This window comes from Morganella morganii (assembly GCF_019242955.1).
GTDB lineage: Bacteria > Pseudomonadota > Gammaproteobacteria > Enterobacterales > Enterobacteriaceae > Morganella > Morganella sibonii.
In genome coordinates, this window is sequence record NZ_CP066129.1 from 1879908 (window position 1) to 1893588 (window position 13681).

The 13681-nt window shown below is 47.7% G+C and carries 12 protein-coding genes and 1 pseudogene; 3 read left to right on the top strand and 10 right to left on the bottom strand.

The genetic code is table 11. The features are described 5' to 3' along the window. Positions 1-8: 8 nt before the first annotated feature. The 8 genes and pseudogenes from JC793_RS08700 to yedE all read right to left on the bottom strand — a co-directional run bounded on the left by JC793_RS08700 (position 9) and on the right by yedE (position 8535). Positions 9-956 carry an ABC transporter permease gene (locus JC793_RS08700; protein WP_197565216.1) on the bottom strand — a complete coding sequence of 316 codons (948 nt, stop codon included), beginning with the start codon at positions 954-956 and terminating at the stop codon, positions 9-11. Then, positions 956-1951: an ABC transporter permease gene (locus JC793_RS08705; RefSeq protein WP_182107821.1), complete on the bottom strand. Its 996-nt coding sequence runs from the start codon at positions 1949-1951 to the stop codon at positions 956-958. Before JC793_RS08705 ends, JC793_RS08700 begins: the two co-directional genes overlap by 1 nt. Then, positions 1944-3437 (bottom strand): sugar ABC transporter ATP-binding protein, encoded by a 1494-nt coding sequence (locus JC793_RS08710; RefSeq protein WP_247717347.1) that lies wholly within the window; start codon positions 3435-3437, stop codon positions 1944-1946. Before JC793_RS08710 ends, JC793_RS08705 begins: the two co-directional genes overlap by 8 nt. Before the next feature lie 60 nt (positions 3438-3497). Then, positions 3498-4472 (bottom strand): substrate-binding domain-containing protein, encoded by a 975-nt coding sequence (locus tag JC793_RS08715; protein WP_046892247.1) that lies wholly within the window; start codon positions 4470-4472, stop codon positions 3498-3500. 500 nt (positions 4473-4972) lie between these two features. Then, positions 4973-5464: a YbaK/EbsC family protein gene (locus JC793_RS08720; protein ID WP_218428189.1), complete on the bottom strand. Its 492-nt coding sequence runs from the start codon at positions 5462-5464 to the stop codon at positions 4973-4975. A gap of 91 nt (positions 5465-5555) precedes the next feature. Continuing rightward, positions 5556-6942, bottom strand: a pseudogene (locus tag JC793_RS08725) (TrkH family potassium uptake protein). Positions 6943-7196: 254 nt separating this feature from the next. Next, the gene (locus JC793_RS08730) at positions 7197-7466 is read right to left on the bottom strand and encodes a hypothetical protein (protein WP_218428191.1); all 270 of its coding nucleotides are present in this window, start codon (positions 7464-7466) and stop codon (positions 7197-7199) included. Then, complete coding sequence (gene yedE, locus JC793_RS08735; protein ID WP_182107827.1) at positions 7456-8535, bottom strand: YedE family putative selenium transporter; 1080 nt, start codon at positions 8533-8535, stop codon at positions 7456-7458. Before yedE ends, JC793_RS08730 begins: the two co-directional genes overlap by 11 nt. Positions 8536-8930: 395 nt before the next feature. Between yedE and JC793_RS08740 the strand changes: the two genes are divergently transcribed. Together JC793_RS08740 and JC793_RS08745 are read left to right on the top strand one after the other, a co-directional pair. After that, positions 8931-9635 (top strand): hypothetical protein, encoded by a 705-nt coding sequence (locus JC793_RS08740; RefSeq protein WP_247717348.1) that lies wholly within the window; start codon positions 8931-8933, stop codon positions 9633-9635. Between the two features lie 259 nt (positions 9636-9894). Beyond that, positions 9895-11118 carry a hypothetical protein gene (locus JC793_RS08745; protein WP_218428193.1) on the top strand — a complete coding sequence of 408 codons (1224 nt, stop codon included), beginning with the start codon at positions 9895-9897 and terminating at the stop codon, positions 11116-11118. A gap of 160 nt (positions 11119-11278) precedes the next feature. Here the strand turns inward: JC793_RS08745 and ychF are convergent, their stop codons facing one another. Continuing rightward, positions 11279-12370 (bottom strand): redox-regulated ATPase YchF, encoded by a 1092-nt coding sequence (gene ychF, locus JC793_RS08750; protein ID WP_046892242.1) that lies wholly within the window; start codon positions 12368-12370, stop codon positions 11279-11281. Between the two features lie 106 nt (positions 12371-12476). Further along, entirely contained in the window at positions 12477-13067 is a 591-nt protein-coding gene (pth, locus tag JC793_RS08755; RefSeq protein ID WP_072867781.1) for an aminoacyl-tRNA hydrolase, read from the bottom strand. Between the two features lie 302 nt (positions 13068-13369). Between pth and JC793_RS08760 the strand changes: the two genes are divergently transcribed. Continuing rightward, positions 13370-13639, top strand: coding sequence for a stress-induced YchH family protein (locus JC793_RS08760; RefSeq protein WP_218428195.1), 270 nt, complete (start codon positions 13370-13372; stop codon positions 13637-13639). Positions 13640-13681 lie beyond the last annotated feature (42 nt).

The window sequence follows — 13681 nt, forward strand, 5'->3', positions numbered from 1 at the left end:
CCGCTCCCTTATGACCGGGCTTTCTGCAATGCAATAAATAAGATAAGAATACCGCCCCACAACGCCATGATGAGGTAACTGCTGACACCCAGCAGGTTCAGGCCGCTTTCCAGCATCTGTAAGACAAACAGAGCAAGCACAATACCGATAATGCGCCCGAAACCACCGTCAGGGTTCACGCCGCCGAGCACGGAAGCCAGAATGGCGATCAGCAGATAAGATTCCCCGTATCCCGCTTTGGCGGAGTTAAACTTGGCCATCATAATAATCGCGGCCACCCAGCACAGGACAGACGAAATCACATACACGGCCATCGTCGCTTTCTGTGTGTTCAGGCCGGAAAAGCGCGTTGCTTTCTCATTGGAACCCATCAGATAAACGGTACGGCCGAGCGGCGTGTACTCCAGCAGTCCCCACAGCAGGAACGCAAACAGCAGGAACAGGATCAGCGGCATCGGAATACCGAGCAGCGTACCGTTGCCCAGCCACAGTAATGACGGCGGGAAACCGGAGATCACCGTACCGCCGGAAATCAGCACATTCAGACCGTTGATTAAGGTCATCATCCCGAGCGTGGCGAGGATCGGAGACACCCCGACAAACGCAATCAGGAAACCGTTAATCAGCCCGATAATCACAGCTGTGACCAGACCGGCCAGCAGGGCAGGCAGTAACATGGCACCGTCGCCCGGGCTCATCGCCATCACACTCGCCATCACCAGTCCGCAGGCATTCGTCGTGGCGATAATGGACAGGTTGATCCCGCCGGTCAGCATACAGACTGACATCGCCAGCGCCAGCATACCGAGCAGCGGCATCTGAGAGGTCATCGACTGGAAGTTGGAGACAGAGAAAAACGCACCTGCATTAAACATCCCCTGCAACAGCAGGATAGCGGCCATAATCACCAGCAGGTAAATAATGTTGCGGTCACTCCGCAGATTCAGCATTGACATCATGACAGATGACCTCCGGCAGCAGCACGGCGTTTTTCGTTATACGCGGTGAAACTGATACTGATAACAATGATTAGCCCGGTCAGCACGGTGTGCCAGTAAGACGGTACACCGGCCAGGGTCAGGCCGTTTTTGACAATCGCCAGCAGGGCAACCCCGAGGATAACCCCGGTAAGCGTACCTTTGCCGCCGGTCATGCTGACACCGCCTAATACCACGGCTGCCAGCACGGTCAGTTCAAATCCCATCAGGGCATTCGGTGCCACAGACTGGGTGATTTGTGTCTGTACCACAGAGGCGATCCCCGCCAGGGCACCCATATAGCCGTAAACAAACAGCATCACGCCCAGAATACTGATACCCACGCGCTTCGCGGCATCCGCATTACCGCCGACCGCATAAATCTGACGGCCGACACGGGTTTTGCTCATCAGAAAACCGGTGAAAATAACCACCGCAATCAGTGTCAGGATCGGCAGGGAAAGGCCGTAGTCATAACCGTCGCTGCCGGTAAATGACATCACCTCAACGCCATCCATAAACCACTCCGGGAAGCCGTACAGCCATTCACCGTTGGTGAAATAGATCAGCAGACCGAAAAAGACGTTCAGGGTGGAGATGGTGATAATAATAGACGGTACTTTCAGACGGTAAATCAGCAGGGCGTTGATCAGCCCCAGCAGTAAACCCACAACAGCCGCGATAGCAAAGGCGATAAAGAAATTACCGCCCTGTGACAGCACATACGTTGCCATCACATACTGTGCGGTTGCCGCCGTGGCCGGGAAGGAGATATCAATCCCGCCGGAGACCAGCACCACAAACAGACCACAGGCCATAATCGCCAGGATAGCGGTGCTGGTGGTCATATCAAACACATTTCCCAATGTCATAAAATCTTCATTGGTGACACTGAGAAACACACTGAGCAGCACAATTAATACCGCCAGCCAGAACTCATGATGCGCAAACAGATGACGACATGACTTAAGCATTAACCGCCTCCGTAATTGCCTGCTCCGTTGTTGTTAACGGATTGAACTCATGGGTAAAACGACCTTCTTTCATCACAATGACCCGGTGACTGTTATAGAATACTTCAGGAATTTCATCACTGATCATCAGAATTGCCATGCCTTCGGCGGCCAGCATTCTGATGATCTGATAAATACTCTCTTTATTGGCGACATCAACGCCGACTGTCGGGGAATCGAGGATCAGAATGTCCGGTTTCGCCGCTATCCATTTGGCGATAGCGATACGCTGGGCGTTCCCGCCGGACAGACTGGTAACCGGCAGCGCCGGATCGGACACTTTTATCTGCAGTGCCTCAATCAGCTTACTGACCAGGTCATGCGCCCGGGTATGGTCGAGCAGTCCGCCTTTGCGGGTCAGACGCGGCAGCACCACCGAGGTGGTGTTGTCGTGAATGGACTGCTCCATCACCAGTCCGGTGCTCATGCGGTCTTCCGATACATAGCCGATGCCGTGATTAATCGCATCCCGGTTGGAGTGCAGCTGAACCGGTGAACCGTTGATCAGCAGGGTGCCGCTGTCCGGTTTCGTCATGCCGAACAGTGACAGACACAACTCTGTGCGTCCGGAACCGAGCAGCCCGGTAATGCTGACCACTTCGCCGGCATGCAGCTTCAGGTCAATATCATAAAATTGATGTTGCTTTGTCAGTTTCTCTGCGCTGAGACGTAAGAGTCCCCCGGTGTTGTACGCAGAAAGTGGTGTGAACTCGAAACGCTGACCTGTCATAAGATACGCCAGCTCATCACTGTTCATCTTATCCGCGTCATACGTTCCGATCAGTTTTCCGTCACGGATCACGGAGATCCGGTCGGAAATTTCCATCACTTCATCGAGCTTATGGCTGACAAACACCACCGTGACGCCGTTTGCTTTCAAATCAGCGACCACGCGGATCAGCTGATTGACTTCACTGCGCGTCAGTGAGGCTGTCGGTTCATCCATAATCACCAGCCGGGCATCATTTGCCATCGCGCGGCAGATAGCGACCAGCTGACATTCAGCAATGGAAAGTTGTTCAACACGTTTATGCAGGGGCAGGGACAAGCCAATTCGGCTGATAATTTCCTGCGCCTGTTTCATCTGGCGGCGGCGGTTGGCCAGCCCCTTGTACCACCTGACATGTTCCTGAATCACAATATTTTCAGCAACGGTCAGGTTAGGAAAGAGCGAGAGATCCTGGTAAATCACCTGAATACCCTGCTCAATAGATTGCTGCGGGTTTAACCTGCTGTAGCTCTGCCCGTTAATAATAATTTCCGCGCCCTTTTCCGGCGGATGAACACCGGAGATCACCTTGAATAAGGTACTTTTGCCGCAGCCATTCTTGCCGGCGAGACAATGAACCTCACCCCGGTTAAACGTCAGATTTATATTATCGAGTGCAATGACGGAGCCGAAGTGTTTGGAAACCTGTTTTAAGGTAATCAGTGCGTCTTTTGACATATACCAGCCCATAACAGGGCAGCACGTATGCTGCCCTTTTTAACAAAAAATAGAGAAGGATCAGAAACCGAGCGAGGTGGCGTTATTGCCGTCAACTTCCAGGATTTTATTGAATTTAATCACCTGTTTCTGAGTATCGATTTCGGCTTTACCCAGATCTTTGACTTCCACTCCATCGGCGACTTTCTTGCCGTCCAGTATATCTTTGGAGACCGACACCAGTGCGTAACCCGCATCAGCCGGGTTCCACAGGTAACCTTTCTTGATTTCGCCGCCTTTCAGGTATGGTGCAGCCTGGGCCGGCATCAGGATACCTGCGGTGCTGATTTTATTTTTCGCACGTTTTTTCTTGATGGCCTCACCGGCACCAATCAGACCCAGCGAACCGTAAGAGACAATCCCTTTCATTTCAGGATGGGCTTTCATCAGATCATTGGTTGCCGCGAAAGAGGCATCAATGCTTTCGGCAACCGGCATACGGCTGGTCACTTCAAACATTTCCGGATAGGTTTTTTTCTGATACTCAACCGCCAGATTCGCCCAGTTATTGTGCAGAGGCACCGTCAGGGAACCGACATAAATCACATAGCCGCCTTTGCCGCCCATGTTTTTCGCCAGCTCATCCATTGTGGCTTTGGCATAAGCATCGTTATCGATAGTTTCGATATCCCAGTCAGCGTTATGACCGTCCGGCGCTTCGTGAGTCAGCACCACAATGCCTTGTTCACGGGCTTTCTTAAAGACCGGCTCAAGAACAGTTACATCGTTCGGAACAACGGTAATCGCATCAACTTTCTTGGCAATCAGGTCTTCAATAATTTTTACCTGCTGAGCCGGGTCCGGCGTGGAAGGGCCGACCTGATACGCATTGACGCCCAGATCTTTTGCCGCCTGCTGAACCCCTTTATCCATCTGGTTAAACCATGGAATCCCGGAGACTTTGACGACGTTGACGATTTCGTATTCTTTTGCCATGACGCTGGCAGAGAAAAGCGCAACAGATAATGCAGCGACTTTAAAAAATGATTTCTTCATCGGTAATAACCCTTTTTATATGGATACAGAGAGTGTTGCAGGGAGACCAAATAGAAGCCTGACTATAGGAGCCGGGATAATAAAAAGGGGGAGTAGACGCTAAAAATGTGATCTGCGCCCATTATTGATATCATAATGTTACAGAATTAATAATAAATTGTTTAATTAATATTTTTATGTAATTTAATTACGTATCATCGCATCAAAATAACATTAAATTAACAAAATAAGCCGCAATTAGTAACAGTAATTGTGTTTTATTCTTACCGCTATAAAATCATTCTTATTGACATTTGTTAAATCACTAATGACTTTCGATAAAATCGGGCTGAACCGATTGTTTTGAATGTAACAATAGTATTTGTTTCATTTTAATGTGACAGGTATCACATAATAAAAGTGATAACCCCTTTTATTTGTGAAATAAAAAAACAAAAATAAGACGTTTTTTTGTTTGTTATTTGATTTATAAGCTATTTTTATTTATGAATAAAACCGTATCACAGAATAAAGCTGAATTCCTGTGGTTTCACAATCGTCCGGTAATCATCCGCATTCAGAACAATGGTTTCTGTCAGTGTACCGGCATTAAAGGCGATATCGGTATAACGCTCAAACAGTACCGGGTCAATCACCAGTTCCAGATCCGGATTAAAGGTAAACGGTGCGAGTGCACCCGGAACGCAGTCAGTTAATGTCTTTACCTGTTCAGCGGTGGCAAAAGAGATCTTTTTACCACCGAAAAAACCAGCCAGTTTTTCGCTGTTAATTTTTTCATCTCCGGGTAATATCGCCAGCACATTTTTCTTCACACCATTACCTTTCACCTTCAGTACCACGGCTTTGGAACATTGTCCCAGTTCAACGCCGCGTACCTGAGCGACCTCATCAGAGGTAAACCCGAGAGCATCGTGACTCATTATTTCATAACGGGCGTGGTGGTTATCGAGAAGGGCGGTGATTTTACGGAGGATACTATCAGATGAAGACATACGGCTTTCCCTGTTTCTTATTTTGACTACCGATCACGGTAATCAAAAACACAGGGAAAACCAATGCGTTTGCGCTGAGAATGTGACGGGGCTACGGCCAGTTACGCCAGAAACTGACCGATAACAGCACCAGCAGGGTATATATCTCCAGACGGCCTAATAACATGGCGAAGCAGAGCAGATATTTTGCCGCCGGGGAGATCTCCCCGAACCCGGGCGCCGTTAATCCGAATCCCAGCCCCATATTATTAATACAGGCCGCCACACTGGCAAACGAGGTCATTAAATCGTACCCCATCAGGTTAAGACACCAGATAAAAAAGCAGGTACTGATAATATAAAGGAAGAAAAAACTCAGCACGGAGTTAATCAGCCGGTGCTGAACAACCGTATCACCAACCTTTATCAGTGTTTGTGCCCGCGGATGGATAAGAGAATAGACTTCCCGCCAGCTTTGTTTGGAGAGAATTAAAAAACGGATCGCTTTTATCCCGCCGCAGGTGGAACCGACACAACCGCCGAAAAAGCTGGCAAACAGCAGGAGAACAATAATATGAGACGGCCATTGTGCATAATCACCGGTGGCCAGTCCGTTATCCGTCAGCATGGAACTGGTCAGAAAAAAGGCATGTACAAAAGACTCTTCCGCGGAAGAATACATATTTGCCCGCCAGACCTCAAAAAAGACCAGGGCGATAATAAAGGCGGCCACTGCAAAATAAAACCGTAATTCCGTATTACTGAATAAGGGCTTCAGGCTGCGTTTTGCCAGCGCGACGAAATAGAGGGTAAAGTTGACGGCGGATAATAATGAAAACGCACCTGCCACCAGCTCAATCGCAGAACTGTTAAAATAACCGATACTTTCACTGTAAGTGGAAAACCCGCCGAGCGACACCGTCGAAAGTCCGTGACATAATGCGTCAAACCATGACATTCCGGCCAGTTTAAACGCAACCGTACAGAGAAATCCCAGTAATAAATAGGTAAACCACAAATTACGGGCTGAACTGGCCAGGCGCGGGGTTAATTTTTCATCCTTAAACGGACCGGGCATTTCTGACTGATATAAGCGCATTCCGCCGATACCCAGCAACGGGAATATCGCCACCGCCAGAACAATAACACCGAGTCCGCCGATAAAATTGAGCTGGGCACGGTAATATAAAACGGAACGGGGTAAATCCGTCACATTATGGAAGACCGAAGCTCCGGTAGTGGTAATCCCGGAAACGCCCTCAAATAAGGCATCTTCAAATGCCATGTTCAGGTGATCATCCAGCCAGAACGGCATCGCGCTGATGATGGAAAATAACAGCCAGAAGACAGCAATAACCAGGAAGCCATCCCGCGTCTGTAATTGCAGTCCGCTTGTTTTACTGCGGTACCAGCAGATTAATCCTGCGGGAAAAAAAAATCAGGAAGCTGCCGGCAAACGCAAAAAAGCTCTGTTCCTGCGCAATAAGTGCAACCAGCATCGGTAACAACAGCGTCAGGCTGTAAATCACTATCAAAAAACTGCTCAGATGGATAATGACTCGGGAACGGGTTGATATCACAGGATGACCACCGGCTTTTCTAAAATAAACAGCAGATAATACGAAATAGTTGATAGTGAACTGATTGCCGCTGATTGTAAATTGTTTTCAGCTGAACAGAGCAGCAGGATCAAAAAAGGCGGCAGATCCGGCTGCCGCCTTGCCATCCATATCATAATACAGCAAAGACGATCTTACATGGTTTCGTCTGCCCATACCCGCTGATAATCTGTCCCGTTCACCCGCCAGACTTCACGGATATTTTCACCGGTATAATTGAGATAATCATGTTCAGCGGAAAACTGTACCGCCAGTGCAGTTTCACATTCCGTGGTTATTTTTCGTGGTGCATCGATAACAGATGATGTCACGGAATCTTCCTGCAAACGGATTTTCAGTTTTTTTAATCCGTGCTGCACGTGGAACAGAAACAGATAATTATGAAACAGATAGTTATGAAACATTCTCAGCTCCGGATTTTTTATTGGCAAGCCGGGTGTAAATCAGGCCGACGGCGATAGTCAGTACCAGACCAATAATAACAACCAGTTTACCGTTTTCAGTCACACCGGCAGGGCTTGAGGCATAAGAAAAATTATGTGCAAAGGCCGCACCGGTCAGCATACCCAGCACACTGACCGCCGCATCGGTATTACCCTGTCCGGCGTTAGCTAACTGCCGCAGCGGGCAGCCGGTAATAAAGACGCCGCATAATCCGACCAGCGACATGGAGAGGAAATTCCACAGCCCGTCATTATGCGCAATCGGCTGGTTATCAAAGCCGATATTGATTTTTCCGGTGAGCATATTACCGGCAATAACAACCAGCAGCAGAGCGAGAACGCCGATTGCCATCGTGTAATTGCGTGACAGGAAGATATTTTTCGCCATCCCGATAAAACAGAAGCGGGTGCGCTGAATAATCACACCGATAATAAGCCCGGCGGTTATTGCCATCCAGACCGGAGCATGAGCGGCCCCCGGCCCTTTGACACTGGATTTGAAAATGGAACTGTCGATAATAAACAGCACAAATAACACCAGGCACACGGCCGGTAATATCAGACCTTCAGCGGCAGACTGCTGATAATTACGTGGTAATGAAAATCCTTTTTTAATAAACAGACTACCGATACCAATACCGGCGACCAGGCCGAATAACCCGACAACGGCATTTAAATCACCGGCACCGATCCGCAGGATCATCCGCAGCGGACACCCTAAAAAGACCAGACAACCGGCCATCATCAGAAAACCGAGTGTAAACCGGATAACCGGTGCGGAACCGGCTTTGGATTGAAATTCCTTAAAAATAACCGCAGCCCCGAATGAGCCGAGAATAAAACCAAAAATTTCAGGACGAAGATACTGGACGGTTTCGGTATTATGCAACCCCATACTGCCTGCACTATCCCGGATAAAACAAGCGACACAAACACCCATATTTGGCGGGTTTCCGTATATACCAAGGAGTACAGCGCTGATCCCTATAATAATACCGGAAATGATGATAATTATTTTTGTTGCGGACATTATATGACTCCGTTATGGAGATGTTATCTCCTGACTAATAGGACCTATTAAGTACAGGGTCAATGTACCGCAGTGAAAAATAATATCTTTTAACCGGGTCAAAGATTTTGAATGCAATGACCGTGGAAAGAGCAGGTGAATAACAGGAATACATCTTGCAGTCAGCCGTCATCAATCTATAATTCGTAAACATTAACCATTTATTCCGTTTTATTCCGTTGCCGGGAGTCTGTACGTTGAAAAGATTATTGCTGTTAAGCCTGATATGTGGATTTTCTTATAATATGTATGCCGGTGAAAATACCTGTTCAGCAGAAACGGCTGCCGTTAACGCATTTAATAATTTTATTTTTATTCAGGAGCGGCCTTTTAACGACTCTGTGAAAGAAATGAAAATGCATATAAAAAGCAGTGATGACTATATCGATAACAATGCGTATGTGAAATTTGATGGTTGTGGTGGATTACTGATACTGGAAAACAATAAGGTCGTTAAATCCCGGATAAAAGAGCATGTTATCGTCAATGTCTTTAACATCAGGATAAATAAGCAGGATGAAAACTGGCGCTATAATATGACATTTAAACTGTCTGATATTGACCAGTATGGTGTTGATAACACATTTATGGTTCAAAGACAGCACGGAAAATTCCTGACTGACCGCAACGGGAAAATAACAAAATCGGAAGATACGTCTTATGCCACGCTCGGTGATGAACGTATGAAATTCAAAGCGGAGACCCGCTTTTTAAGTGATAAGAAAGGACGGTTGTCAAAATTGGACAGAGTCAGTACACAACCAAATGACAGCTCAAATACACGCTATTTTTATGATGACAAAGACCGCTTAACACGAACCCGGTCAGATACCACAACGGAAGAATATACCTATACGGCGGATGGTAAACAATCAGGCAGTACAATGGTTCAGACATTTTCCACAACCGAAACAACCGTGACAACATGCAAAGACTGGAATAAATTCGGCAGATGTACACGTGCAGAACAGGATATAACGGTGTTAATTGAAAGTGAGAATGGTGAAAAGGACGGTGTCTATAACCATCATGCGGAAATTAATTATGAGTATGTTTATTAATTTAGGGTGTTACGCTGTTTATTTTAACGGAAATCTGAGTGACAGCGGGTATATGAATGATGATAAAAAAAGTTAATGTTGTCACAGGAGTGCTCCTTACTTTTTGTAAAGACAATGTTATGCGGAAAATAATTATTTAATATATTGGGGAGTATTTCCCCGGGACGCTGGTTTTTCATATAAACACCCGGGAGAAACACACAATGTGTTCTCCGGTTACAACATAGAAACGTGAGTAAATAAGAGGATGAACGACGGTATGACCAATTATACGGATGTAACGGTAAAAGCACAGAATGCCGGACCCGGCCTCTGCTTTTTATTATTGCTGGCGGCCTGGGTTGTCGTGTTTTTCATACCGGACACTATTTTTATTGTTGTACCCGGGATGATTGGTTTTGCACTTCTGTTTTTTATTTACTACCTGGCATCGGAAGGGCACCTTGCAGCTATTTTGGGCGGAGTCATTGTAAGCTTCATTTTGATGGCAATCGCTGCGGCAATCCCCGTTATTGGCTGGATACTCCTGGTATGCTGGATATTTTACAACATCGTGAGGGCATTTGAGAGCATTCAGAATTTGCTGCCGGATGCCCTGTTGAGCGCGGCACTATATGGCAGTCTCTTAATTCCTGTCATCTGTCAGTTTAATTATTACGGCAGCAGTAATTTATTACTGACGATAGGATGCGGAGTTGTCTACCTTATCGCAGCAGCGGGATGTGTTGTGCGTATCAGCGAGCGTTCGGATACGACAAAACACAGCCTGTTTCTCTTTTCAGTTATGCTGCTCTCTGTACCGATGATTGTGCTGCTGATTGTGTCAATTGTCGCCTCGCTGCGTGCGGCATTCCGGACGAGCCTGGTAAAAACAACCACGAAACTTCCTCAGTCGGTGAGCGGATACACTACAGCCAAGGGAACGGTTGTTGCCGGCTACACGCGCAATGTTACTCAGACAGTAGTCTCCACCGTGATTGTTCCCGGCGCCGGCGCCGTGGGGGCATCGTTAACCGGTTCACTGGCTGAATTAAGCGCAGCTGCGGATGAACCGTCTGCCAAACGATTGAATGATGAAAAAAAACAGTGCTGCGCGACGAACAAAGATCATCACTTTTATCGTTATGATGGGCTGAATGATAAAAAAATCGGTAACTTTATTCAGGCTGTTGCCGGAGCCGGAACATTACCGCCTCTTAAAAAAGAGGATGTCCTTGTTTACTTTGATGAAACACTGATGGGTAAAGGTGATCGTGGCGTAGTGTTAACCGATGAGGCTATCTATTGTTTACCGGGCATGTTTGAGGATGAAGAGAAATTCTTCACACGGTTCAGTAATATCGGGAAGGTCACTTTTTCCGGTGCGCTGAATAAGCAAATTACTCTCTGGCTGAAAGAGGGAAAAAAACAGAAAATCACACTGACTCAATCCAACGCCGGTGCTAAAAAAGTCTTCGAAATGATTAAGCTGGCAATTGCCTGAGAAACGGGTTCAGTGCTGCGGAGCATTTTTTCGATTATTATCCGGCGAAGCTGAGAGGGGTTGTAAGTATCCTAATAAAAATCCACGCAATAGCGTGGATTTTATGGTTTTTTACGATGCTTCTGATATCAGCAAAATATCATAAGACTACAAATTTTAGTTAAACATTAAACAGGAAATTCAGCACGTCGCCGTCTTTCACAATATAATCTTTGCCTTCTGCACGCATTTTACCGGCTTCTTTTGCACCTTGTTCGCCTTTGTACTGGATGAAATCCTCAAATGCGATGGTCTGGGCGCGGATAAAGCCTTTTTCAAAGTCGGTGTGGATTTTACCGGCTGCCTGCGGAGCGGTTGCGCCGACAGGGATGGTCCATGCACGGACTTCTTTTACACCGGCGGTGAAGTAGGTTTGCAGGTTGAGCAGGGCGTAACCGGCGCGGATCACGCGGTTCAGACCCGGTTCTTCGATACCGAGGTCAGCCATAAACTCTTCGCGGTCGCCATCTTCCAGCTCGGCGATATCAGATTCAATTGCCGCGCATACCGGCACAACCACTGAACCTTCTTTCTCTGCGATTTCACGCACCTGATCCAGATACGGGTTGTTCTCAAAGCCATCTTCATGGACATTGGCAATGTACATGGTTGGTTTCAGTGTCAGGAAGCTCAGGTAGCGGATAGCCCCCATTTCTTCTTTGTTCAGGTTCAGCGTGCGCAGCATCTGTGCGTTTTCCAGCAGCGGCAGGCATTTTTCCAGTACTTCCAGTTCCAGTTTCGCGTCTTTATCGCCGCCTTTGGCACGTTTCTGCACACGGTGAATAGCGCGTTCGCAGGTGTCGAGGTCAGCCAGCGCCAGTTCGGTATTGATGGTATCAATATCTTCTGCCGGGTTAACACGGCCGGAAACGTGAACAATGTTATCATCGTCAAAGCAGCGGACAACGTGACCGATAGCTTCTGTTTCGCGGATGTTGGTCAGGAACTGGTTACCCAGACCTTCACCTTTGGATGCGCCTTTCACCAGACCGGCGATATCGACGAATTCCATGGTGGTCGGCAGAATACGCTGTGGTTTTACGATTTCCGCCAGTGCATCCAGACGGGCATCCGGCATCGGCACTACGCCGGTGTTCGGCTCAATTGTACAGAACGGAAAGTTCGCCGCTTCAATTCCTGCTTTGGTCAGCGCGTTAAACAGCGTTGATTTCCCGACGTTCGGCAGACCGACGATACCACATTTGAAACCCATAAATTCTTCACCTTAAAAATGACAGCAGACCAAAACGGCCTGCAAGCACGTTAAATAATTGCCACCGATTATACACGGTTACGGATAAACAGACGATACCTGCGGCTCACTGACCGGCTTTAAATGTATGCAGACGTGAAATGGCTTTTGCCATGCCGTCTTTCATCAGCACATCGGTGCAGCGTACCGCTTCATCGATGGTTTCATCTATCAGTTGCTGTTCAGAAGCCGGGGGCTTGCCCAGCACAAAACCGACCACTTTACTTTTATCACCCGGATGGCCGATGCCGATACGCAGGCGATGAAAGTCCGGGTTGTTGCCCAGCTTGCTCTGGATATCTTTCAGGCCGTTATGGCCGCCGTTGCCGCCGCCGAGTTTCATTTTTGCCACGCCGGGCGGGAGATCCAGCTCATCATGTGCCACCAGAATTTCATCCGGGGCAATCTGATAGAAACCAGCGAGGGCGCTGACCGCTTTTCCGCTCAGGTTCATAAAGGTGGTCGGTACCAGCAGGCGGACATCATTTCCCTGAATATTCAGGCGCGCGGTATAACCGTAAAACTTACTTTCTGATTTTAATGACTGGTTATAACGGCGGGCCAGTTCATCCACATACCAGGCACCGGCATTGTGGCGGGTTTGGGCGTATTCCGCACCGGGGTTGGCCAGCCCCACAATTAATTTTATCTGACTCACACTTGTATCACTTGTTGTTCAGGCAGGTTTGACTGCAAAGAGGGTTATTCTACCCGTCACCCGCGCGGAGTACAAAAGAAACGTCCTTCCGGGACGGGTGTGACTATTTGTGCAATAATTTAGTGATGAATTATTAAATTTCGCTTTTTGGCACAATAAGCCAAATAAAATGTTTTATTTTTGGTCTGTGTGATCTGAACCGCAACATATTACGGCAAATTCAGGCTATACTTAGTGTCAAGAAGGAATTCCTGCTTTCGTACTTTGAGTTGTTAAAAGACAAAAGAGTGGCGGAGGTCCCTATGAAACGTAAATTATCCTTATTACTCGGTAACCTGCTGATGGTTGTCGGTATGTTACTGATGGTCGGCAGCATGGCCTTTACTGTCAGTGTCCTTATTTTCGCACTCCCGTTACCGGATATTTATTCCGAAGCCTCTCTGATGGGGATCTTTATCGGTGCTCTGGTATGGCTGAGCGGAGCCGGTCTGAGCGGGCGTCGTGAATCCATCGCGGATAAATATTACTGGCTGCGTCATTTCCACAGCCGCTATCGCCGCCGAATGCCGTAACACGGGTGTCATAAAATAACCGGGAACGGTTATTACCCTCTG

Excerpts from the sequence above, each read along its gene's own strand:
- JC793_RS08700 (WP_197565216.1), bottom strand. The coding sequence starts at position 956 with ATGTCAATGCTGAATCTGCGGAGTGACCGCAACATTATTTACCTGCTG.
- JC793_RS08705 (WP_182107821.1), bottom strand. The coding sequence starts at position 1,951 with ATGCTTAAGTCATGTCGTCATCTGTTTGCGCATCATGAGTTCTGGCTG.
- JC793_RS08710 (WP_247717347.1), bottom strand. The coding sequence starts at position 3,437 with ATGTCAAAAGACGCACTGATTACCTTAAAACAGGTTTCCAAACACTTC.
- JC793_RS08715 (WP_046892247.1), bottom strand. The coding sequence starts at position 4,472 with ATGAAGAAATCATTTTTTAAAGTCGCTGCATTATCTGTTGCGCTTTTC.
- JC793_RS08720 (WP_218428189.1), bottom strand. The coding sequence starts at position 5,464 with ATGTCTTCATCTGATAGTATCCTCCGTAAAATCACCGCCCTTCTCGAT.
- JC793_RS08730 (WP_218428191.1), bottom strand. The coding sequence starts at position 7,466 with ATGTTTCATAACTATCTGTTTCATAATTATCTGTTTCTGTTCCACGTG.
- yedE (WP_182107827.1), bottom strand. The coding sequence starts at position 8,535 with ATGTCCGCAACAAAAATAATTATCATCATTTCCGGTATTATTATAGGG.
- JC793_RS08740 (WP_247717348.1), top strand. The coding sequence starts at position 8,931 with ATGCATATAAAAAGCAGTGATGACTATATCGATAACAATGCGTATGTG.
- JC793_RS08745 (WP_218428193.1), top strand. The coding sequence starts at position 9,895 with ATGACCAATTATACGGATGTAACGGTAAAAGCACAGAATGCCGGACCC.
- ychF (WP_046892242.1), bottom strand. The coding sequence starts at position 12,370 with ATGGGTTTCAAATGTGGTATCGTCGGTCTGCCGAACGTCGGGAAATCA.
- JC793_RS08760 (WP_218428195.1), top strand. The coding sequence starts at position 13,370 with ATGAAACGTAAATTATCCTTATTACTCGGTAACCTGCTGATGGTTGTC.